Source organism: Nocardia fusca NBRC 14340 (assembly GCF_001618425.1).
In the GTDB taxonomy this organism is placed as follows: Bacteria; Actinomycetota; Actinomycetes; order Mycobacteriales; family Mycobacteriaceae; genus Nocardia; species Nocardia fusca.
The window spans coordinates 411,035-432,805 of record NZ_BDCU01000017.1; the positions used below are offsets into that span (position 1 = coordinate 411,035).

A 21,771-nucleotide genomic window follows, 5' to 3' on the forward strand; every position below is an offset into this window, starting at 1 on the left:
CGCCGCCGCGCCCAACCGCCCGCGGTCGTGCCGGCACAGCGTCACGCTCATCGTGGTCCTCCCACCCGGCCGAGCGGCTCGCCCCGGCCATCGAAGGAATTATGGTCGGCCGGCCGCGAACGGGGAGCGATTCGCGATGTTCCGGCAGACCGATGTTCCGCCGAATCGGCACCACCCAAGACTGAAACACGTTACAGTCTCCCGCACGCGGGCGGCCCGGTGACGTGTCAGCCGAGACCGGGCGGTCTCCGCGCCGAGGCCGGATGGCGTCAGGAGGACGACGATGCCCGACGATGTGAACCCCACCGAACATATGCGGCTCACCACCAGCGAACGCGATCTGGACGCGCTGGCGGGACAACTCTCCGAGTGGTTACGGGACAAGGTCGGTGCCGACGGACCACCGGTCATCAGTGATCTGCAGCGACCGCTGTCCGGTGGCCTGTCCAGCGCCTCGGTGCTCTTCGACGCGCACTGGAAATCCGGCGGCCGCACTGAAGGGGGCGCCTTCGTCGCGCGGATGATCCCGGAGGAAGGCGCGTTCCCGGTCTTCGAGAAATACGACCTGGAACTGCAATACCGGGTCATCACCGAAATCGCCGCGGCCACCGATGTCCCGGTACCGCGGTTGCGCTGGCTGGAAACCGGCAGTGCGGCCTGCGGTGCGCCGTTCTTCGTGATGGACCGGGTACCCGGCCGCATCCCGGGGGACAATCCGCCCTACGTATTCGCGGGCTGGCTCTACGACGCGACCACCGCCGAGCGGGCCGAACTCACCCGCAACACCCTCGATGTCCTGGCCCGGATCCACGCGCTGCCCGAACCGGCACGACGGTTCCCCGAACTCGACGGGCCGGGCACGGCGCTACGCCGCCATATCGAATCGGACCGGGCCTGGTACCACTGGGCGCTGGCCGGCGACGGCTACGAGATCCCGCTCATCGAGCGCGCTTTCGAGTGGCTGGACCAGAACTTCCCCGACGATCCCGGGCCCGATGTGCTCAGCTGGGGTGATGCCCGGCCCGGCAATATCATCTACGAAGGGTTCTCGCCGGTCGCCGTATTGGACTGGGAGATGGCCGCACTGGGCCCGCGCGAACTCGATCTGGCCTGGATGATCTTCCTGCACCGCTTCTTCCAGGACATCGCCACCGGATTCGGCTTCCCCGGCCTCCCCGATTTCCTGCGCCGCGACGAGGTCGTCGCGCACTACGAGAAGGTCAGCGGCCACACCGTCGAAGATCTGGACTTCTACCTCACCTATGCCGCGCTGCGGCACGCGATCGTCATGGCCCGGATCAAACGCCGGATGATCCATATGGGCGAGGACACCGCCCCGGTGGAGCGGGACGACTACATCATGCACCGCGCCACCCTGGAAGCCCTGCTCGACGGCACCTACGGATGGGACTGAGATGAGCGAAACCACCGCCCACACCCCGGCCACCGCCCCGGGGCCACTGGACGAGTACCCGATCCATCAGGCACCGCTGCCCATCGCCCGGGCCGCGACCAGCGACCGGAACTTCTACGACCGCAGCTATTTCAACGCGCACAACCGCGACGGTGCGACCATGCTGGTGACCGGATTCGGGGTCTATCCGAACCTCGGTGTCGCCGACGCCTACGCCGCGGTACGCCGCGGCGACGAGATCACTTCCGTGCGGTTCTCCGACGCACGCAGCGACCGGAGTTTGGACATGGCGGTCGGCGGTTACCGGATCGAAGTGGTGGAACCGCTGCGCCGTATCCGGGTGGTGTGCGAACACGAGGACCTGGGCCTCGATCTCACCTGGACCGGCGCCTTCCCCGCTGTGCAGGAGCAGCCGCACGTCATGCTGGCCGGTAACCGTCCGACCCTCGACGCCTCCCGCTTCGCCCAGGTCGGTTCGTGGGCGGGCACGCTCGCGATCGGCGGCGAGGACATCGCCGTGGACCCGGCGATCTGGACCGGCACGCGGGACCGCTCCTGGGGTATCCGGCCCGTCGGTGAGGCCGAACCGCCGGGCCGGGCCGCCGCCGAAGGGGCCGGTGGGTTCTGGTGGCTGTACGTGCCGCTGCGATTCGACGATTTCGCGGTGGTGGTGATCATCCAGGAGAACCCCGACGGCTACCGCACCCTCAACGATGCGGTCCGGGTGTTCCCGGACGGATCGGTGGAACAGCTGGGCTGGCCGCGGATCACCATCGACTACCGGTCGGGCACCCGCCATCCCGAGAGCGCGAGCCTGGAACTGCGGACTCCCGAAGGGAAACCGCTGACCATCGATATCCGCACGGTCACCGGGATACCGCTGCACATCGGCTGCGGTTACGGCGGCGACCCGGACTGGCAGCACGGGCAGTGGAAGGGCCGTGACTGGTCGTGGGCCAACAGCTACGACCTCACCGATCCGGCGATCGCCGGGCGGATACCGTGGGGCGTCACCGACCACATCGCGCACGCCCGCTGCGGGGACGCCGAGGGCTGGGGACTGTTCGAACACGCGAGCGTCGGCCGGCACGACCCCACCGGTTTCGCGGATCTGCTGTCGGTGGCGCCCTAGCCGTCGAGGTCGACGACGACCGGCACCCCTGGTCGAACCACTACCGGTGCAGTCGCTGGATCTTCTCCGGCGTCGGGCGGCCGGCGATATGGCAAACGGAACTCGGCGGAATCGAACCGGTCGATGGTCGTGGTGTACACGCGGCGAGCGGTGGCGGGTTCATCCGGGCCGGTGATCAATCGTGCGCAGCGGTCGCGGCGACCACGACGCCCCCGACCACCTGCCGCGGCACGAGCAACGGCCCGGCGCCGGCCAGCAGGGCGGCGGCCTCGGCCACACCGGGGATACCCAGAGCGGCCGCCACCCGCTCCGACGGGTTCGGCACCGGCACCCGCGCCAATCGCTCGGCGGAATAGCCGAACAGTGGCACGCCCAGTACGGCGGCGGCTTCGCGGGGCCCCGGCTCACCAGCCCGGCGATCCAGGGTCGCGAGGCAGGCTATCCGCTGCCCGGGAAAGGCCTCCGCCAGCACCGCGAGAATCCGCTCGGCGGACGGATCCGGGCGCAGGCCGAGACCGACCGCGAGTTCTGCACGGTAGGGCGCGGGGCCGGCTCCCGACCGCCGGTCTCCGCCGATCACCGTGCGCGTGCGGCGGGGCGGGTGCGCTGATGGACGCGTGCCGCGGCGACGAACCGCCCCACGGCGCCCGGGTTTCCGGCCGGGTGCGTGTGCAGGTAGGACGCGTGCACCCGGTGCACGACCGCACCCTCCCGCCGCTGCTCCCCGGCGGTACGCCAGCCCCAGGCGGGCGGGGCACCGCCGGATTCCACCAGCCGGGTCCGATGGAATTCGTGGCCGCGTACCCGCTCACCGGTCCGCCAGAGCACGGAGTCGGCCAGCGCCACCGCGTCTCGGTATCCCAGGGTCAGGCGGGGCCCGAACTCGGCGACCGCGTCGATCAGGCCCGCCATCGGATGACCGTCCAGGGATCGGGTGAGGTACAGCAGCCCGGCGCATTCGGCGTGGATGGGCAGCCCCGCCCGGGCCCGCTCCGCCACCGCGGCACGCAGTCCGGTATTGGCCGCCAACGTCCCCGCGTGCTCTTCCGGAAATCCGCCCGGCAACACCAGCCCCGCGGCCTCGGCCGGCAGGGTGTCGTGCAGCGGGTCGATCACCACGACCCGGGCACCCGCGGCGGTGAGCAGTTCCCGGTGTTCGGCATAGCCGAAGGTGAAGGCAGGCCCACCGGCTACCGCGATCACCGGATCCGGTCCCTCCGGCAGCGCGACGTCGTCCGCGAGTTCCCGGGCGGCGTCCCAACGCGGCCCGGACTCCGGCGCCGCGGCCAGCGCCGCGACCGCGGCCAGATCGAGATGACGCGCGGCCAGATCGGTCATCGCGTCCACCGCGCGCCTCGCCGCGAGGCCGTGTTCCACCGCCGGGATGAGGCCCAGATGCCGGGACGGGACCTCGAGTTCGGCCAGCCGGGGCAGCGCGCCGAGCACCGGCAGGCCCACCCGGTCGCAGGCGGCGCGCAGTACCTGTTCGTGCCGGGCACTACCGACCCGGTTGAGCACCACCCCGCCCAGCCGCACACCGGAGTCGAAGGTGGCGAACCCGTGCAGCAGCGCGGCCAGGCTCTGGCTGTGCCCGCGCGCGTCCACGACCAGGACCACCGGTAGGCCCAGCAGGCTCGCCACGTGGGCGGTGGAGCCTTCCGCGACGGGGTCGGCGGCCTGTTCGTCGATCCGTCCGTCGAACAGGCCCATCACCCCTTCCACCACCGCGATATCGCAATCGCGGGCACCGTGACGGAAGAGCGGGGCGATCCGGTCGGGCCCGACCAGCACCGGATCCAGGTTACGACCGGGGCGTCCGGCGGCGAGGCCGTGATAGCCGGGATCGATGTAGTCGGGCCCCACCTTGAAGGGGGCCACCCGGCGGCCGGCCCGGCGCAGCGCACCGATGAGACCGGTGGCGACAGTGGTCTTCCCGCTGCCGGAGGCCGGCGCGGCGAGCACTATCCCCGGGGCGGCGCTCATCGCACGGCATTCCCGGTCGAGCGACACCGGCGGCCCGCGCACCGGATCCCGGCACCCCGGGGCCGGCTCACCATTCGATACCCCGTTGCCCCTTGCGGCCCGCGTCCATGGGGTGGCGCACCTTGGTCATCTCGGTCACCAGGTCCGCCGCCTCCACCAGTTCCGGCGGCGCGTCCCGGCCGGTGATGACGACATGCTGGTTGCCCGGACGCTCGCGCAGGGTGTCGACGACCTCGGCCACATCCACCCACCCCCATTTCAGCGGGTAGGTGAATTCGTCGAGCACATAGAACCGGTGCTCCTCGGCACGCAGTCGCCGCGCGATCTCCTGCCAGCCGGCCAGCGCCGCGGCCGCGTGATCGGTTTCGGTGCCCTGTTTACGAGTCCACGACCAGCCCTCGCCCATCTTGTGCCACTGCACCGGCCCACCCACACCGGTCTCGCCGTGCAGCCGGCCGAGTTCGCGGAAAGCCGCTTCCTCTCCGACCTTCCACTTGGCGCTCTTGACGAACTGGAACACCGCCACGTCGAAACCCTGGTTCCAGGCGCGCAACGCCATGCCGAAGGCGGCGGTGGACTTACCTTTGCCCGGACCGGTGTGCACGGCGAGCACCGGCTGATTACGGCGCTGCCGGGTGGTCAGTCCGTCGTCGGGTACTTGCTCGGGCACCCCTCTGGGCATGGGCTCTCCTGCTCTGGTTCGGATTTCGTGCTCGTCCGGTACGGGCCGGGGGCGGGGCCGGGTTCAGGCGGCACGCGTGCCGCCGGAGGCGCCCGCGCGGACCACCTCGGCCACCGAGGCACCGGTCAATTCGCTGAGCCGGACGGCTGTGCCCCCCAGCGCGGCCGCCAGTTCGGCGGCCAGACCCAGCCGGACCATGCCGCGTTCGCAGTCGACGACAACGGAGGTGACACCGTCGCGGGCGAGCCGGGTGGCCGCCGCGCGGGCCCGCGGCACCGGCTCGGTCCCGCCGGTGGCGCGGCCGTCGGTGAGCAGCACCAGCATCGGCCGGCGCTGCGGGTCGCGGACGCGTTCCCGGTAGACCACCTCGCGTGCGGTGCGCAACCCCGCGGCCAGCGGAGTCTTCCCGCCGGTACGCAACCCGGTCAGGCGGCGGACGGCGATATCGATCGAGGAGGTGGGCGGCAGTACCAGTTCGGCCTCGCTGCCGCGCACCGAGATCACCGCGACCTTGTCGCGGCGCTGATAGGCGTCGCGCAGCAGGGTCACCACCGCGCCGGTCACCGCGGACAGCCGGTCGCGGGCGGCCATGGAACCGGAGGTGTCGACCACGAAGAGCACCAGATTGCCCTCGCGTCCCTCGCGGTACGCCCCGCGCAGATCGCCGGGCGCGAGCACCAGCGGCCCGGTGCGCCGGCCGCGCGCCCGCTGATGCGGCGCCGCGGCCCGCAGCGTGCCCAGTAGATGCAGGCCGCCGGTGGGCTCCGGGGTCGAGTTCACCACCCGACCCTGCCGGGTCTGCGCCCGGGACCGCCGGCCGGGGGCTCCCTCGCCCACGCCCGGCACCTCCCAGCGCGGCGGCCGGACCGATGCCGCGGCCGGCGCGCTCGCCTGCCCGGTCCCGCCGGCGCCACCCGGGTTGCCGGAGTTCTCATTCGTCTCGGGGTCCGCGGCGGGTGCCTCGGCGCCGCCGCCGGGACCGTCCGGGTCGTCGTCGGGATCGACGGGGCCCCGAGACGCCTGCGCCTCGCCGTCGGCCGGCGCGTTCTGCTGATCACCGGCCTGCTCGGCCGCGTCGCGCATGGCGTCGTCGAGCTGTTCGGGGGTGATCCCGGGTTCGTCGAACGGGTCCCGCCGGCGCCGGTGCGGCAGCGCCAGCTCGGCGGCGACGCGCACATCGTCGGCGGTGACACTGCCGCGCCCGCACCAGGCGGCGTGGGCGGCGGCGGTGCGGGCCACCACCAGATCCGCCCGCATACCGTCGACGTCGAAGGAGGCGCAGACCGCGGCGATACGCCGCAGTTCCACATCGTCGAGCGCGACCTCGGGCAGCCGGTCGCGGGCGGTGAGGACACGGTCGGCGATCTCGGCGTCCGCGGCGGCGTAGGCGGCCGCGAAACCGTTCGGATCGGCCTCGTAATCGAGACGGCGGCGGACCACGGCCATCCGGACGTCCACGTCCCGGGAGGCGGTCACATCCACGGTCAGGCCGAATCGGTCGAGCAGCTGCGGCCTCAGCTCGCCCTCCTCCGGATTCATGGTGCCGACCAGTACGAACCGGGCCGGATGGGAATGCGAGACGCCGTCGCGTTCGATATGCACCCGGCCCATGGCCGCCGCGTCCAGCAGCACATCCACCAGGTGGTCGTGCAGCAGGTTGACCTCGTCCACGTACAGCACACCGTGATGGGCGGCGGCGAGCAGTCCGGGCCGGAACGCCTGTTCGCCGTCGCGCAGGACCCGCTCCAGATCGAGCGAGCCCACGACCCGGTCCTCGGTGGCACCGACCGGGAGTTCCACCAGCCGCGCCGGGCGGGCGCCCGATTCGTCGACCACCGGCGGCAGCAGCCGCGCCAGCGCCCGCACCGCCGTGGACTTCGCGGTCCCCTTCTCGCCGCGCACGAGTACGCCACCGATACCGGGATGCACCGCGCACAGGATCAGCGCGAGCTGCAACCGCTCCTGTCCGACCACCGCGGAGAACGGGAATCCGGCCTCACCGCCGTCCGCGGCGGAGGTGATCGTTCGGGATGCGGGCCGGGCGGTTTCGGTGGAGGACACGGCCCCACTCTAAAACGTGCCGTCGCCCGGCCCGGCCCTCCCCTGCCCGAGACGGGGCCCGGCGGCTATCCCCTCCGCATCGGTACGTGCGCGACGCCGTCCTCGATGAACTCCGCGCCATCGACCTCGAAACCGTGTTTGGTGTAGAGATCGATCAGGTAGGTCTGGGCGTTGAGCCGGACGGTGTGCGATCCGGTTTCGGCGAGGGCGGCCTGCAGCAGCCGGGTGGTGTATCCGTGCCCGCGGGCCTCGACCGCGGTACACAACCGCCCGATCCGGAAGGATTTGACGCCGTCCTCGTGCTCTTCGAGCAGGCGCAGGGTGGCGATGACCTCGCCCTCGTCGTCGAGCCACAGATGCCGGGTCTCCGGCAGCAGATCCTGTCCATCCAGCTCCGGGTACGCGCATTTCTGCTCGACCACGAACACTTCGACCCGCAGCTTCAGCAACTCGTACAGGGTGGGCGTATCGAGATCCTGCGCCCATGACCGGCGGAGTGCAACCGTTGACATCATCGCGCCTTGCTATCACACCTCGGCGCCAGATGCACGCGAATGCCCCGGGCACACCGCGGCGCGCGGCCGCGACACGGCGCGGCCCGCGGGGTTGCCACCCCGCGGGCCGTCGCGCGCGATTCTTTCGGATCAGACCCCGGCAGCGACCCCGGCACGCGTATCGGACCGGTTGAGCTGCAACGCCTTACCCGTCCAGTCCCACACCTCGCCGAACAGGCGCTGGTTCTCCGACAGTTTCACACCCAGCGACGGAACCATTTCCTTCAGCTTGGGCGTCCACTGCTCGTACTCGGCCGGGAAGCAGCGTTCCAGGACGTCCAGCATGGCGGTGACACAGGTGGAGGCACCGGGCGAGGCGCCCAGCAGGCCGGCGATGGAACCGTCCTGCGCCGCGATGACGGCGGTACCCAGTTCGAGGACACCGCCGATGCCCTTACGGCGGATCACCTGCACCCGCTGGCCGGCCGTGATGAGTTCCCAGTCCCGGCCCTCGGCGCGCGGGATGAACTCCTCCATGGTGTACACCCGGCCGGACTGCGATTTCATCAGCTCGGTGACCAGGTATTTGACCAGGCTCAACTCGGTGACGCCGACACCGAGCATCGGAGCCAGGTTGCCGGGTTTGATCGATTTGAACAGGTCGGCATTGCTGCCGTCCTTGAGGAACTTGGGGGTCCAGCCGGCATAGGGGCCGAACAGCAGGCCGGGCCTGCCCTTGATGACGCGGGTGTCCAGATGCGGCACCGACATCGGCGGCGCACCGACCGCCGCCTTGCCGTACACCTTGGCTCCGTGCTTCGCGATCAGTTCGGGATTGGTGCACCGCAGGAACTGACCCGAGACCGGGAAGCCCGCGAAACCACGGATCTCCTTGATCCCCGCCTTCTGCAGCAGCGGCAGCGCCCCGCCGCCGGCCCCGACGAAGACGAACTTGCTGATCAGCGTGCGGGTTCGCCCGGTGCGGGTGTTGCGCACCGTGACCTTCCAGCTGCCGTCCTTCTGCTTGGACAGGTTACGAACCTCGTTACCGAAACCGATCTCCCCGCCAGTGGCCCCGATATGGGCGAGCAGTTCCTTGGTGAGCGAACCGAAATCGATATCGGTGCCGCCGTCGGACCAGTTGAGGGCGATGGGGTCGGAGAAATCGCGGCCGCGGGCCATCAGCGGCAGCCGGCGGGAGAACTCGTCGGGGCTGTCGATGTACTCCATCCCGGCGAACAACGGATGCCGGGAAAGCGCCTCGTACCGCTTGCGCAGGTACTCCACATCGGCGGCGCCGTGCACGAAGCTCACGTGCGGGATGGGGTTGATGAAGCGGGAGGGATCGCCCAGGATCCCGTTCTCCACCGCGTAGGCCCAGAACTGGCGGGAGACCTGGAACCGCTCGTTGATATCGACGGCCTTGCCGATATCGACCGAACCGTCCGGCTTCTGCGGGCTGTAATTGAGCTCACACAGGGCCGAATGCCCGGTACCGGCGTTGTTCCACGGATCACTGCTCTCGGCCGCGGCGGCGTCCAGCCGTTCGAACACCGAGATCGACCAGTCCGGCTGCAGCTGACGCAGCAGCGCGCCGAGAGTGGCGCTCATGATGCCGGCACCGATGAGGACTACATCGGTCTTTTCAGTCTGGGCAGCGTTCGGCACGGGTGTTCGACTTCCTTGTCCTGATGCGCGGGGCGCACATCCGTGGATGCGGCCCGCTGGGGCACGGGCGCTTGTGCAGTTGTGTACAGGTGGCGATGGTGAGCCCGCCGGGCTCGGCCGAATGTAGGTTACCCATCGTTCACTATTGCCAATTGTGCACCTCGACACGCGCGGAATCCGCAGCCAGGGCGGCGATTGTGACGTAGATTCCTCCTCCCCGTCACCTGCGGGCCTGCCGTTGCTACTCATCGGTCGCCTAGATTGGAGACCGTGACGAACGATTCCGTGGCGGGTATCGGCGCCCTCGGCCGGGCCGCCGACTGGCAGCCGGATGTCCTCGGTGACGGGTACGAATACCGCACCCTGGAACTGGGGCCCGATCCCGACGGCGAGGGGGATATCGTCGCCACCCTGGTCCGGCATCTACCCGCGGCCGACGCGGTGGGCACCGCCGACGCGGTGCTGTACGTGCACGGCTTCACCGACTATTTCTTCCAGCGGCACGTCGCCGAGCACTTCACCGCGCGCGGGCACCGGTTCTACGCACTGGACCTGCGCAAATGTGGCCGTTCGCTCCAGCCCGGCCAGACCCCCCACTTCATCAGCGACCTCGCCCTCTACGACCGGGAACTCGACGATTCGCTCCGGCTGATCGCCACCGAGACCGAGGCGAACATGCTGGTGGTGGCGCATTCGACCGGCGGTCTGGTGACCTCGCTGTGGCTGGACCGGCGGCAACGCGCCGGAGGCACGGCGGCCGCCGGTATCAGCGGGCTGGTGCTGAACAGCCCGTGGTTCGACCTGCAGGGCCCGGCCTACGTGCGCACCGTGGGCACGCAACTCATCAACACGGTGGGCCGTTTCCGGGCGAAGTCGGCGCTGCCGCTGGGCAAATCCAGCGCCTACGGCGACAGCCTGCACCACAGCCTGGCCGGGGAATGGGACTACGACCTGGACTGGAAGCCGCGGCACGGTTTCCCGGTGCGGGCCGGGTGGTTGCGCGCGATCCGGCTGGGGCAGGCGCGGCTGCACCGGGGCCTGGACATCGGGGTGCCCGCGCTGCTGCTGCGCTCCAAGCTCACCGAATTCGCCCGCGAATACGGGCCCGCGGTGGACGTCGCGGACGCGGTCCTCGACGTCGCGCAGATCCAGCGCTGGGCGGGCTGCCTGGGCGACCGCACCAATATCGTCCCGATCGACGGCGCCCGCCACGATGTGTTCCTGTCCGCCGAGGGCCCGCGGACCGAGGCCTTCCGGGAACTGGACAACTGGCTCGACTGGCTGGCCGCCCGGCCGGCCTGAGTCACCACATACTGGTCCGCAGCACGATCTCGGTCGCGAACTGCTGATCGGCTTCGGTGGCGATATTGTCGACGTCGATGCCCACCACCCGGAACTCGCCGTACACGTGGCGGCCGGAACTATCGGCCACCGGACGCGGCAGCCGTTTGGTCACCAGCACGGTGGTGGGCAGTTCGACCGCCGGACAGCCGGCGTCGAGCACCCCCCCGTCCTCGTCGGGTACGGCCGGATGTCCGCGATCGGCGACCACCAGGCTCACGAAGCGGCCGAAACCCTTCGCGCAGACTTCCCAGGCCACACTGGCACCGGTGCCCCGGCCGGCCACATTGACCCAGGGCACGCCGATCTCGTCGAGGGCCGCGTACACCCCGGCGGTGTCGAGTCCCTCGGCCGTTTCGAACACGATGGTCCGCAGATCGGAACTGTGCAGCCGTGTGCACACCCGGTCGTAGACGTCCGGGGGATCACCGGAATCGGGGAGCAGCAGCACGCTGTGCTGGGTCACCGGCCCGTCCACCCGCACCGTCCAGTCCCGGTCACCGACCGCGATGCGCCGAGATTCCATGCCGGTTGACGCTACACCGCCCGCCCCCGCTGTGGGGTCGACCGGGTCGACCGCGCCGAGATCGTGACGCCGGATCCGCCGCGGCGATCAGCCCGCCCCCGACAGCGCTTCCAGCGTGGACCCGACACTCGGCAGCCCGGCGGGAACACCCTCGGCGAGGAGCCGGTCCAGCCCGGCGATGTCGAGATGCGCGGACACCAGATCGGCGAGCAGGTCCAGTTGCGCGGCGCGCACCGCCGCCACCCGGGTGCCGGGAGCCACCGTGAACCCGGTGCGCCCGGCACACCGGGCGACCTCGGTGAGCCAGCCCCGCCGGAATTCGTCGGATTCCAGGAGCCCGTGCAGATGGGTGCCCCAGACCGCTCCCCGCACCCCGCCCTCCGGGACGCGCTCCCCGGTCACCGGGCCGGCACCGTCGGCCGCCTCCGCCCAGCCGGTGACATACAGCCACGGCTGTTCGGCGGTACGCCGGACCCGACCGTGATGGATCTCGTATCCGGCCGCTGTCGTCTCCCCCGCATTCCGAGCGCCGGCCGCTGTCGTACGGCGCAGCACCTTCTGCCGGCCGAATTCGATATCCATATCGAGCAGTCCCAGCCCGGCCACCTCCCCCGCGCCCGATTCCACGGTGTCCACGATCCGGCGGCCCAGCATCTGGTAACCGCCGCAGATACCGAGGATCGGCCCGCCTGCCGCGGCCCGGCGGGTCAGCACCTCGGCGATACCGGTACGCCGCAGCCAGGCCAGATCATCCACGGTGGCCTTGCTCCCGGGCAGAACGACCAGGTCGGCGTCCACCAGTGCCGACGGGTCGCTCACCCAGCGCACCGTGACGCCGGGCTCGCAGGCCAGCGCCTCCACGTCGGTCGAGTTCGATATCCGCGGCAAGCGCACGGCGGCGACGGTGAGCCATTCGCTGCCGATCGGGGCGGCGGTGCGGCCCACCGCGGCACCGGCGACGGTCCCCAGCGAATCCTCGGCGTCGAGCCACAGCTCGTCGCAGTACGGCAGCACGCCGAGCGTCGGGCGTCCGGTACGCGCGGTCAGCTGGTCCAGGCCCGGCCGCAGCAGCTCCACATCGCCGCGGAACTTGTTGATCACGAAGCCGGCGATCAGCCGTTGATCCTCGGGTTCCAGCACCGCGAGCGTGCCGAAGAGGTGTGCCAGCACCCCGCCCCGGTCGATATCGCCGACCACGAGCACCGGTAAGTCCGCGGCCCGGGCGAGACCCATATTCGCCAGATCGGTGGCACGCAGGTTGATCTCGGCGGGCGAGCCCGCCCCCTCACAGATCACCACATCGAACTCCGCGCGCAGCGCGGCGAGTTCGGCGGCCACCACCTCACGCAACCGGGTGCGATGAGTGAAATAGTCCGCGGCCCCTACCGTGTCCACCACCCGGCCGCGCACCACCAGCTGGGAACGCCGGTCGCTGCCGGGTTTCAGCAGGATCGGATTGAACCGCACGCTCGGTTCCAGCCCGCACGCCCGGGCCTGCAGCGCCTGCGCCCGGCCGATCTCCCCGCCGTCCAGGGTGACCACGGAGTTGTTCGACATGTTCTGCGCCTTGAACGGCGCCACCCGCACACCACGCCGCCGCAGCATCCGGCAGATACCGGCGACCACCACGCTCTTGCCCGCGTCGGAGGTCGTCCCGGCGATCAGCAGCGCCCCGCCGGGCCGGCTCACGGCAGAGTGAGGATTTCGGCGCCGGTCTCGGTGACCACCAGGGTGTGCTCGAACTGAGCCGTCCACTTGCGGTCCTTGGTGACCACGGTCCAGCCGTCGTCCCAGATCTCGTAGTCGATACCGCCCAGGTTGATCATGGGTTCGATGGTGAACGTCATTCCCGGTTCGATCACCGATTCGACCGCGGGCTGGTCGTAGTGCAGGATCACCAGGCCACTGTGGAAGGTCGGCCCGACCCCGTGCCCGGTGAAATCCCGGACGACGCCGTAGCCGAAACGGTTCGCGTAGGACTCGATCACCCGGCCGATCACGTTCAGCGCCCGCCCGGGACGCACCGCTTTGATGGCCCGCGCGGTCGCCTCTTCGGTGCGCTCCACCAGAAGTTTCACCTCTTCGTCGACGTCACCGGCGAGAAAGGTGGCGTTGGTGTCACCGTGCACGCCGTGGATATAGGCGGTGACATCGATATTGACGATGTCACCGTCCTGAACCACGGTGCTGTCCGGGATACCGTGGCAGATCACCTCGTTGAGCGAGGTGCAGCACGATTTCGGAAAGCCCTTGTACCCGAGCGTCGAGGGGTAGGCGCCGTGATCGCACATGTATTCGTGGGCGATCCGGTCGAGCTCGTCGGTGGTGACACCCGGGGCGACCGCCTTGCCCGCCTCGGACAGCGCCCGGGCGGCGATCTGCCCGGCGATTCGCATCTTCTCGATGGTCTCGGGGGTCTGCACCCAGGGTTCGGAACCCTCCTTGGCCGTTTTCTTCCAGACGTACTCCGGCCGTTCGATCCCACGCGGGACCTCACGGATCGGAGTGGGGGTTCCTGGAAGCAGCGGCTGGCGGGTACGCACGGACATGCGCTCCAGAGTAGTCGGCGCAGGCCGGGCGGTCGCCGGGAACGGTCCCGGACGGTGCCGCACGCCCGCGCCGGCTCCGGCTCAGCGGATGCGGCCGCCCGTACGGACCTCGAACGCGACCCGGTCACCCCGATAGAGGGCGGCGACCCGTTCGATCGGACGGCCCTGGGTGTCCACCCCGCGGCGCACCACCCGGATCAGCGGGACCGCGGGCCGGCAGCCGAGCAGACCGGCTTCCCGGGGCGCGGCGAGCACGGTCTCGATACGTTCGGTGGCGCCGCCGTATTCGACACCGGAACTGCCGATCGTTGCCGACAGCGAGCCGAGCGGATCGAAACCCGCGCGCAGCCAGCCGAAACGATCCAGCGAGAGATCGATACGTTCCAGCGCGATCGGTTCGCCGTCGGCGTGCAGCAGGCGTTCCAATGTCATGATCGGGGTATGCAGCGGAAGTTCCAGGTCCCGGGCGATCTCGGCGTCGGCCTCGGTGTCCTCCCAGGAGAGCAGGCTGCGCACCACCCCGGATCCGTCCTCGACGGTGGGTTCGGGCGCCAGCGGCCGCACCACCTTCGGGCGGGCCAGCACGGTCCCGCGGCCCTGCCTGCGGATGCGGCCCTCCACCGCGAGATCCCGCAGGGCGTGACGGACGGTTTCCCGGGCGACCCCGAAACGTCCGGCCAGTTCCCGTTCGGCGGGCACCCGGTCGCCGGGGCGTAGCTCGCCGAGCATCGTGTCCAGTTCGGCCCGGACCCGGTATACCTTCGACAGGGCGGTGATTCCCGGCACCGCGGCTGCCTCTGTGCCGAGGTCTTCGCGCGCCGTCCCGGCGCCTACGACCCCTTCGGTCTGCCTCATGGCAGAAACTACCTCCAATTGGCCTGTACCGATGCGGTAACCGGGCATTCGCCATACGGTTCCATCAGGTCTAGACCATTCGACAATCTGCGGTCTTTCGCGTGTCCAACTCGGAGGTTCGACGACGTTCAGCGGACTGAACGTGGCGGTGATCCGCCGAACCCTACTGCACCGGCAGCCGCCGGCGCCCGCCCGCCACCTCGGCGATCAAATCGGTGTACCCGTCGACCAGTTCGGCGAGGTGGTACCAGTGCCGGTGCGTCCGGTCGCTGCGCACCCCGTCGGCCTCGATCGCCTGATTCGCGGCCACCCAGCTGAACGCCATCCGGTCGATCACCGCGCCGAGGCTTTCGGTGTGCAGTGAGGCGCCGTTGCGGTGCTGCGGCATCTTACGGGTGATCCAGTCGTTGATATCGTCGACGAGTTCTGTTCTGCGACAATCGATTTCCGCTATCTGCGCCATATCTCGAACCTGCGCGCGGCGCTTGTGCAGTTCGACCAGTGCGTGCGCGAAACGCAACAGCACACGCTCCTGGATCCGCCGCCCTTGAAAGGCGCACAGCAGTTGTGGCGCAGTCGGCAGGGTTCCCAGAGTGGGTGCGCTCATCCGCACCCCTCGAACTCACCCGGCACCATCACACTCTGTACCAACATGATCGGCTCTCGATTCGGTAATCCCGGACATCGGATCGTTGTTCACAACAAGGCTAGCTGGATCATGCTCTTACATATGCAAGAACACAAGACTTCGGTACGCAATGTTGCGAACAGCGTCATGCGCGAGCCTAACGATCCTTTCCGCGGAACCCGTAAGCGGTCCCGCCGAAAACGCGTACCCGCCAAGACCCTTCCCGTCGGCGGTCCGAATCCCCGCCGCCGCGAACCATACCCGGAACACACCCAGGACCAGGCGCGACGACGCGTTATGCGACCACATCGCAACCCTGCCGAGATCTGGGTGCGGCGCACACCGGGAACCATACCGATCCCTATGGTCCTGTGACACAACGCCCCCCGGCCCCATCGCCCGCCGTCACCGGCCTTATTCCACGGCGCCGACACCCGGTCACACCGAAACCCGCGGCGGCCATCCGGCCTTACACCCGGGAGGCAGGTCGAACACCCTGCGTCGTTTGCCGCCTGTTTGCCGTCGCGTCCGGATGCTCTGGAACCCGGGCCATTCGCCGATGCGAGGAGAACCTCGGACACCCGGCCACGACGGCCGGTCACCGTCGCGCCCGCGCTGTGCGGTATGGATTCCGAGGACAGTCGCCGACAAGGATGTGGACCCATGAGCAGTGCCCCCGACCCCCGAGCCACGCAGGTGGCCGCCGAGCTCACCGGCCCCGGTGGACCGTTCGAACTGTCCACCGAGACAGTGCTCGGCGCCCCGCTCGCCGTCCGGCGCCACCGGCACCGCTCGCTGCGCGAACTGCTCGACCACTCACAGGCCTGGGGTGAACGTGACTACCTGGTCACCGTCGACCGGCGGATCTCGTTCACCGAGCATGCCGCCGACGCCCAGGCGCTGGCCCGCGCGCTGGCCGGCCGGTACGGCGTCGGCCGCGGCGACCGGATCGGCATCCTGGCCGCCAACGGCCCCGAATGGGTGATCGCCTTCTGGGCGGCGCAATGCCTGGGCGCGGTCGCGGTCGCGTACAACGCGTGGTGGGCCGCACCGGAGGTCGAATTCGGTATCCGGCACACCGAACCGGCGATCGTCGTCGCCGACGACCCCCGTGCCGCCCTCGCCGCGGGCCACGGAGTGCCCGTGCTCACCACTGCGGACCTGCCCCGGCTGATCGCCGACCATCGGGGCCGGGCCCCGGTGATACCGGTCGACGAGGACGATCCGGCCGTCGTGCTCTACACCAGCGGAACCACCGGCCGCCCCAAAGGGGTGGTGCACACTCACCGCAACCTCATCGCGATCGCCGACTACCACCGCTACACCGACGCGCTCGGCGCGGCCCTGGCCGGCCGCGCGCACCGCGAGCCGAGCGATAAGCGGTTCCTGCTCACCTCCCCCCTGTTCCATATCGCCAGCCTGCACAATCTGGTCGTCCCCCGGCTCGCGACAGGTGCGGCGGTGATCGTGCACACCGGCGCTTTCGCGGCCGACCGGGTGCTCTCGCTGATGGCGCGGGAGCGCGTGACCAACTGGGGCGCCGTGCCGACTCTGGCCGCCCGGCTGCTGGAACACGATCCGGCCGGCTACGACCTGTCGGCACTCACCGCGCTGTCCCTCAACGCCGCCCCGTCCTCACCGGCCTTCCAGCAGCGACTGCGCGCCCGGCTGCCCGGCACCGGAATCGCACTCACCACCAGTTACGGCCTCACCGAAAGCGGTACCGCCGCCACGGTCGCGACACCCGCCGAACTCGCCGCCGACCCGGAGACCGTCGGGCGGCCGATTCTCGGTGTCTCCGTGGAGATCCGCGATCCCGCCGGAACTCCGGTGGCCGAGGGGACCGAAGGCGAGATCTGGGTGCGCAGCCCGTACGTCATGCTCGGCTACTGGCGGGACGAGGTGGCCACCGCCGCGGCGATCGACGGCGAACGATGGTTGCGAACAGGCGATTTCGGGACACTGGCCGACGGCCGCCTCCGAATGGCCGGGCGCCGTACCGATCTGATCCTGCGTGGCGGAGAGAACGTGTACCCCACCGAAATCGAGAACGTCCTCGACGAACATCCCGCGGTCCGGGAATCGGCGGTCCTCGGTGTGCCCGACGACGATCTGGGACAGCGGGTCGCGGCGGTGGTGGTGACCGACGATCCGGACACCTTCGACGCCGGCGAACTGCGCGCGTTCGTCGCCGAGCGGCTCGCGTACTTCAAGGTCCCCGAACGCTGGACGCTCACCGCGACCCCACTGCCGCGCAACGCGACCGGAAAGGTGCTGCGCCGCGAGATCACGCCATGAGCACCGATTCGTGACCACTGCTCACCCCACTTCCGGTCTTTCCTCGTTATTGTTGCTCGACAGAGGGCGCGGCGGGCGAGGATCGTGGTCGGCGGGCCGCGCCGGGCGCGAGGGAAAGGGATGACATGGCAGGCAAACGCACCGTCCTCACGGCGGGCCTGCGCCGGCTCTCGGTGCTGCTGCTGGAGATGCGCGACGACGCGAAGCTGAGCAAGGAGGACGTCAGCGCGCGGACCGGCATCAATGTGACCACGCTGTACCGCATCGAGACCGCCCAGGCCCGGCCCCAGCGCCGCACCCTGATGACCATGCTCGACCTCTACGACGTGGACGAGGCGCGCCGGCAGGAGGCGCTGGAGTTGCTGTCGGACGCGCAGAAACCCGGGATGTCGCGGCCCTATGAGGCCAGTCTGTCGGAGGTGTACGCCGCGTACATCAATTTCGAATCGGTGGCGTTGTCGGCCCGGCACTATCAGACCTCCTTCATTCCCGGCCTGTTGCAGACCGAGCAGTACGCCATGGCCGTAATCGACACGTGCATGCCGAAATTGGAGGCGTCGGATCTGGAGCGGCGGGCCCGCGCCCGGATGGACCGGGCGGCGGTACTGGCCAAGGACGAGCCGCTGGAACTGTGGGTGGTACTCGACGAGGCCGCGATCCGCCGGATGGTCGGGGGCCCGGAGGTCATGAGCGGTCAGCTGCGCCGGCTGGGTGAGGCGACCAAACGCAAGAACGTGATCCTGCAGATCCTGCCCTTCGACGCGGGCGCGCACCCGGGCATGGCCGGGTCCTTCACGATTCTGGACTTCCCCGACCCGACCGATCCCGAGCTCGTCTATGTCGAGGGCATCTCCGGCGACGCCCTCATCGAAGGACATACCGAGATCCGGCGATTCGGTGTCATGTTCGACCAATTGCGGGCGATGGCCCTGAGTCCCCGCGATTCCGCGGTCGTGATCGCCGACGCGGCCGCGGCGGCCGAAGCTCTGGCCTGACCTCGTGAACAGCCCGTGAACGAGGAGTCCGGGCCACACCGAGTGGGTACCCAGATCGGAACTGTCCGATTCAGGGTTCGCACGGCTACTGCGGAGATGAGGGGTTCTCTTGGCAGACGTCACCGACCGGAGCGATCCGGCACAGCAACCGGAGTTGAAACGGGTCATGGGCCCGTGGCTGCTGTTGCTGTTCATCGTCGGCGATATTCTCGGTACCGGTATCTACGCACTCACCGGCCGGGTGGCCGGAGAGGTCGGCGGGGCGGTGTGGATCCCGTTCCTGGTCGCCTTCGGGGTCGCGATGGTCACCGGACTCAGCTATCTGGAACTGGTCACCAAATATCCCCAGGCCGCCGGCGCCGCGCTCTACACCCACAAGGCGTTCGGGATCCATTTCGTCACCTTCATGGTGACGTTCGCGGTGATGAGTTCAGGTATCACCTCCGCCGCGACCGCGGCCAAGGCCTTCGCGGCGAATTTCGCCGAAGCCTTCGAATTCGACGGCAAGGGGCCACTGCTCACCGTGATCGCGCTGGCCTTCATGGCAGCGGTCGCCGCGATCAACCTGCGCGGCGTCGGGGAGAGCGTCAAGGCCAATGTTCTGCTCACCTGTGTGGAACTGTCCGGTCTGCTGATCGTGGTGTGCATCGGACTCTGGGCCCTGGGAGTCGGCAACGGCGACTTCGGCCGGATCATCGAATTCGACACCGGTGACCGCACCGCGTTCGGGGGCGTCATCGCGGCGACCACACTGGCCTTCTACGCCATGGTCGGCTTCGAGGACTCGGTCAACATGGCCGAGGAGACCAAAGAGCCCAACAGAATCTTTCCCAGGATCCTGCTCACCGGGTTGCTGATCACCGGGGCGATCTATGTGATGGTCTCGATCACCGCGGTGGCGCTGGTCCCACCGGACGAACTCGCCGAGGGCGATACCCCGCTGCTGCAGGTGGTGGAGATCGGAGCACCCGGGTTCCCCACCCAGATCTTCGCCTTCATCACGATGTTCGCGGTAGCCAATTCGGCCCTCATCAATATGCTGATGGCCAGTCGGCTGCTGTACGGCATGGCCAAGCACAAGGTGATCCCCCGCGTGCTGGGCCGGGTGGACCAGCGCCGGCGTACCCCCTATATCGCGATCCTGTTCACCACCCTGCTGGCCTTCGGCCTGCTCACCTTCGTCGACCAGGTGCCCGAGCTCGGTGGCACCACCGCACTGCTGCTGCTCGTGGTGTTCACCATCGTCAACATCGCGGTTCTCGTGCTCCGGCGCGACCGGGTGGCCCATGAGCACTTCCGCACCCCGACACCGCTACCCGTACTCGGCGCGGTGTGCTGCGCGTATCTGGCCACCCCCTTCACCGACCGCAACCCCCAGCAGTACGCCATCGCCGGGGTGCTGCTGGTCGTCGGCGTCGTGCTCTGGGCATTCACCGCGCTGTGGAACAAACCGCACAATGTCCGGCCCCTGGGCCCGGGGGTCGATATCTGAGCACCTGCCGCGTCTTCCGCCCAGGTCGCCGGTTTCCCAGCGGTGCGCGAGAATTCGCGGAAGTGACGAGTCGACGCGCGGTCGGTAACGTATTGGCCGATGACAAGCATGGACGCCAGGTTCGGCGATGCGGCTGGGTCGGTGCCCCTGCCCAGCCCGTGGGACCTCAATGCCTACCTCGCCGAGGTGGCCGCGCACCGGAAGCGGCCGATCTCGTTACAGCCGGCCCACCGGTCGGCGCTGGCCGATCTGGGGTGCAACGGCAACGGCCTCTGGATCGCGCGTAAGAACGACGACATCATCGTCTACGACGCGTCGGCCTCCGGCCGTAACGCCGACCACATCGTGCTGCACGCGATCGGCCATATGCTGCTGGGTCACGGCGGCCCGGGTGCCGAGGACCCCGACACCACCCGTATCTCGCTGGGTGCGCTCAACGCCTCACTGCTCGACGCTCTCGCCACGATCGCCCCCGGATCGATCACGCAGATCCTGGGCCGCGATGATTTCGGCCCCGACCGGGAACGCGAGGCCGGGGTCTTCGCCGAGATGACCATGGTCTACGCGGCGCTGCCCCGGCGGCGCACCCGCTCCTTCTGGCCGTTCGGCCGTCGCCGCAACAAGTAGCGGCAGATCCGGCGCGCGGACCGGGCACGAGTACGGCAAGGACCGACCGAGGGTCTACGCTTGTGGGCCGTGGCCGAACCGCAGACACCCGCCCCGCATCCCGCTATCGCCCCGCTGGCCGGTTTGCTCGGCACCTGGCGTGGGCGCGGCCAGGGCGACTACCCGACGATCGAACCCTTCGGTTATCTGGAGGAGATCACCTTCGGGCATCTGGGCCGGCCGTTCCTGACCTATCGGCAGCGCACCCGGCACGCCGACGACAACCGTCCGCTCCATGTGGAGGCCGGATATCTGCGCTGTCCCGGCCCCGACCGGGTGGAACTCATCCTCTCCCATCCCACCGGGATCACCGAGATCTGCGAGGGAAAACTCACGCTCGGCGACGACGAACTGCGCCTGGAACTGGAGTCGACAGCGATCGGTCTGAGCAGCACGGCCAAATCGGTGACAGCCATCGGCCGGACCGTTCACATGCACGGCGGCGTCATCGACTACACCCTGCAGATGGGTGCGGTCGGACTTCCGTTACAGGATCACCTCGCGGCCAGTCTGCACAAAATCTGAATGGAACGTAACGAGTGGATCACGGATAACGTGACCCGGGTCACGATTTGCTCGTCATCGATTTAATCGACCTTTCCGCCTTGTCTCGCTGGGTACTCCCCGCTTAGGTTGGCCTGAGCAGCAAATCATCAGATAACTCTTCCGCAGAGCCCGGTCGCCAGCAGCACTCCGAGCTCGCTGTCTGTCGAACCTCTGAATCGGAGGGAGCCGGAAATGAAGCGTTCCGCCGTTGCTTTCGTCACTGCCGGATTGATCCTGGGGGGTACCGGGGTCGTCGAGATCCTGGGCACCGATACCGCTTCGTCCGCACCGGTCGCCGACCGGACCGTATCGGTCGTCGCACCGGCCCGGGTCAGCGATTCGGTGACCACCGATACCCGCATCACCGATATCGGTCACCGTTATTTGACCGGGCCGGAAACCGGGTCCGCCGGACAGTGACGGGCCCCGGGTAACGAGCGG

Annotated in this window: 20 protein-coding genes; 9 read left to right on the forward strand and 11 right to left on the reverse strand. The window is 69.3% G+C overall.

Annotation, left to right across the window (positions count from 1 at the left end):
• The first annotated feature begins 283 nt into the window (after positions 1–283).
• Together NF4_RS08350 and NF4_RS08355 are read left to right on the forward strand one after the other, a co-directional pair.
• On the forward strand, positions 284–1,414 hold the full coding sequence (locus NF4_RS08350; RefSeq protein ID WP_063126655.1) for a phosphotransferase family protein: 1,131 nt from the start codon (positions 284–286) through the stop codon (positions 1,412–1,414).
• A gap of 1 nt (position 1,415) precedes the next feature.
• Positions 1,416–2,546, forward strand: coding sequence for an Rv3169 family protein (locus NF4_RS08355; protein ID WP_063126656.1), 1,131 nt, complete (start codon positions 1,416–1,418; stop codon positions 2,544–2,546).
• Positions 2,547–2,721: 175 nt separating this feature from the next.
• Here NF4_RS08355 and NF4_RS08365 read toward each other — a convergent pair whose 3' ends face one another.
• The 6 genes from NF4_RS08365 to mqo form a co-directional block, all read right to left on the reverse strand.
• On the reverse strand, positions 2,722–3,126 hold the full coding sequence (locus tag NF4_RS08365; protein WP_084532948.1) for a cobalamin biosynthesis protein: 405 nt from the start codon (positions 3,124–3,126) through the stop codon (positions 2,722–2,724).
• The gene (locus NF4_RS08370) at positions 3,123–4,529 is read right to left on the reverse strand and encodes a cobyrinic acid a,c-diamide synthase CobB (protein ID WP_063126878.1); all 1,407 of its coding nucleotides are present in this window, start codon (positions 4,527–4,529) and stop codon (positions 3,123–3,125) included. The genes NF4_RS08365 and NF4_RS08370 overlap by 4 nt, the downstream gene beginning before the upstream one ends.
• Positions 4,530–4,596: 67 nt before the next feature.
• Positions 4,597–5,211 carry a cob(I)yrinic acid a,c-diamide adenosyltransferase gene (cobO, locus tag NF4_RS08375; RefSeq protein ID WP_063126658.1) on the reverse strand — a complete coding sequence of 205 codons (615 nt, stop codon included), beginning with the start codon at positions 5,209–5,211 and terminating at the stop codon, positions 4,597–4,599.
• 63 nt (positions 5,212–5,274) lie between these two features.
• A complete protein-coding gene (locus NF4_RS08380; RefSeq protein ID WP_063126879.1) occupies positions 5,275–7,233 on the reverse strand; it encodes a VWA domain-containing protein in 1,959 nt (652 codons plus the stop codon).
• 104 nt (positions 7,234–7,337) lie between these two features.
• On the reverse strand, positions 7,338–7,787 hold the full coding sequence (locus NF4_RS08385) for a GNAT family N-acetyltransferase (protein ID WP_063126659.1): 450 nt from the start codon (positions 7,785–7,787) through the stop codon (positions 7,338–7,340).
• 129 nt (positions 7,788–7,916) lie between these two features.
• On the reverse strand, positions 7,917–9,377 hold the full coding sequence (gene mqo, locus NF4_RS08390) for a malate dehydrogenase (quinone) (RefSeq protein WP_232330357.1): 1,461 nt from the start codon (positions 9,375–9,377) through the stop codon (positions 7,917–7,919).
• 327 nt (positions 9,378–9,704) lie between these two features.
• Here mqo and NF4_RS08395 point away from each other — a divergent pair, with 327 nt between their 5' ends.
• Positions 9,705–10,736, forward strand: coding sequence for an alpha/beta hydrolase (locus NF4_RS08395; RefSeq protein ID WP_084532950.1), 1,032 nt, complete (start codon positions 9,705–9,707; stop codon positions 10,734–10,736).
• 1 nt (position 10,737) lies between these two features.
• Here NF4_RS08395 and NF4_RS08400 read toward each other — a convergent pair whose 3' ends face one another.
• The 5 genes from NF4_RS08400 to NF4_RS08420 form a co-directional block, all read right to left on the reverse strand.
• Positions 10,738–11,301, reverse strand: a complete 564-nt coding sequence (locus tag NF4_RS08400; RefSeq protein ID WP_063126661.1) for a hypothetical protein — start codon at positions 11,299–11,301, stop codon at positions 10,738–10,740.
• Positions 11,302–11,388: 87 nt separating this feature from the next.
• The gene (locus tag NF4_RS08405; RefSeq protein WP_063126662.1) at positions 11,389–12,990 is read right to left on the reverse strand and encodes a cobyric acid synthase; all 1,602 of its coding nucleotides are present in this window, start codon (positions 12,988–12,990) and stop codon (positions 11,389–11,391) included.
• Positions 12,987–13,850, reverse strand: a complete 864-nt coding sequence (gene map / locus NF4_RS08410; protein ID WP_063126663.1) for a type I methionyl aminopeptidase — start codon at positions 13,848–13,850, stop codon at positions 12,987–12,989. Before map ends, NF4_RS08405 begins: the two co-directional genes overlap by 4 nt.
• An 81-nt stretch (positions 13,851–13,931) precedes the next feature.
• Positions 13,932–14,579: a GntR family transcriptional regulator gene (locus NF4_RS08415; protein ID WP_063126881.1), complete on the reverse strand. Its 648-nt coding sequence runs from the start codon at positions 14,577–14,579 to the stop codon at positions 13,932–13,934.
• Between the two features lie 289 nt (positions 14,580–14,868).
• Positions 14,869–15,228 (reverse strand): DUF4254 domain-containing protein, encoded by a 360-nt coding sequence (locus NF4_RS08420; RefSeq protein WP_063126882.1) that lies wholly within the window; start codon positions 15,226–15,228, stop codon positions 14,869–14,871.
• 768 nt (positions 15,229–15,996) lie between these two features.
• On the opposite strand from NF4_RS08420, the gene casG reads away from it, so the two are divergent.
• The 6 genes from casG to NF4_RS08455 all read left to right on the forward strand — a co-directional run bounded on the left by casG (position 15,997) and on the right by NF4_RS08455 (position 21,750).
• The gene (casG, locus tag NF4_RS08430; protein WP_063126665.1) at positions 15,997–17,631 is read left to right on the forward strand and encodes a steroid-24-oyl-CoA synthetase; all 1,635 of its coding nucleotides are present in this window, start codon (positions 15,997–15,999) and stop codon (positions 17,629–17,631) included.
• Between the two features lie 125 nt (positions 17,632–17,756).
• Positions 17,757–18,626 carry a helix-turn-helix domain-containing protein gene (locus tag NF4_RS08435; protein WP_063126666.1) on the forward strand — a complete coding sequence of 290 codons (870 nt, stop codon included), beginning with the start codon at positions 17,757–17,759 and terminating at the stop codon, positions 18,624–18,626.
• Between the two features lie 166 nt (positions 18,627–18,792).
• Positions 18,793–20,118, forward strand: a complete 1,326-nt coding sequence (locus NF4_RS08440; protein ID WP_084532953.1) for an APC family permease — start codon at positions 18,793–18,795, stop codon at positions 20,116–20,118.
• A 99-nt stretch (positions 20,119–20,217) separates the two neighbouring features.
• Complete coding sequence (locus NF4_RS08445) at positions 20,218–20,745, forward strand: hypothetical protein (RefSeq protein WP_063126668.1); 528 nt, start codon at positions 20,218–20,220, stop codon at positions 20,743–20,745.
• A gap of 69 nt (positions 20,746–20,814) precedes the next feature.
• A complete protein-coding gene (locus tag NF4_RS08450; protein WP_063126669.1) occupies positions 20,815–21,309 on the forward strand; it encodes a peroxynitrite isomerase in 495 nt (164 codons plus the stop codon).
• A 213-nt stretch (positions 21,310–21,522) separates the two neighbouring features.
• Complete coding sequence (locus NF4_RS08455; RefSeq protein WP_063126670.1) at positions 21,523–21,750, forward strand: hypothetical protein; 228 nt, start codon at positions 21,523–21,525, stop codon at positions 21,748–21,750.
• Positions 21,751–21,771: the final 21 nt, after the last annotated feature.

What these genes read in the sequence shown, in the direction of transcription:
- mqo (WP_232330357.1), bottom strand. Translation starts at nt 9,377, where the DNA reads ATGAGCGCCACTCTCGGCGCGCTGCTGCGTCAGCTGCAGCCGGACTGG.
- cobO (WP_063126658.1), bottom strand. Translation starts at nt 5,211, where the DNA reads ATGCCCAGAGGGGTGCCCGAGCAAGTACCCGACGACGGACTGACCACC.
- NF4_RS08350 (WP_063126655.1), top strand. Translation starts at nt 284, where the DNA reads ATGCCCGACGATGTGAACCCCACCGAACATATGCGGCTCACCACCAGC.
- NF4_RS08455 (WP_063126670.1), top strand. Translation starts at nt 21,523, where the DNA reads ATGAAGCGTTCCGCCGTTGCTTTCGTCACTGCCGGATTGATCCTGGGG.
- NF4_RS08385 (WP_063126659.1), bottom strand. Translation starts at nt 7,787, where the DNA reads ATGATGTCAACGGTTGCACTCCGCCGGTCATGGGCGCAGGATCTCGAT.
- NF4_RS08415 (WP_063126881.1), bottom strand. Translation starts at nt 14,579, where the DNA reads ATGCTCGGCGAGCTACGCCCCGGCGACCGGGTGCCCGCCGAACGGGAA.
- NF4_RS08400 (WP_063126661.1), bottom strand. Translation starts at nt 11,301, where the DNA reads ATGGAATCTCGGCGCATCGCGGTCGGTGACCGGGACTGGACGGTGCGG.
- casG (WP_063126665.1), top strand. Translation starts at nt 15,997, where the DNA reads ATGAGCAGTGCCCCCGACCCCCGAGCCACGCAGGTGGCCGCCGAGCTC.
- NF4_RS08355 (WP_063126656.1), top strand. Translation starts at nt 1,416, where the DNA reads ATGAGCGAAACCACCGCCCACACCCCGGCCACCGCCCCGGGGCCACTG.
- NF4_RS08435 (WP_063126666.1), top strand. Translation starts at nt 17,757, where the DNA reads ATGGCAGGCAAACGCACCGTCCTCACGGCGGGCCTGCGCCGGCTCTCG.
- NF4_RS08370 (WP_063126878.1), bottom strand. Translation starts at nt 4,529, where the DNA reads ATGAGCGCCGCCCCGGGGATAGTGCTCGCCGCGCCGGCCTCCGGCAGC.
- NF4_RS08445 (WP_063126668.1), top strand. Translation starts at nt 20,218, where the DNA reads ATGACAAGCATGGACGCCAGGTTCGGCGATGCGGCTGGGTCGGTGCCC.
- NF4_RS08440 (WP_084532953.1), top strand. Translation starts at nt 18,793, where the DNA reads ATGGGCCCGTGGCTGCTGTTGCTGTTCATCGTCGGCGATATTCTCGGT.
- map (WP_063126663.1), bottom strand. Translation starts at nt 13,850, where the DNA reads ATGTCCGTGCGTACCCGCCAGCCGCTGCTTCCAGGAACCCCCACTCCG.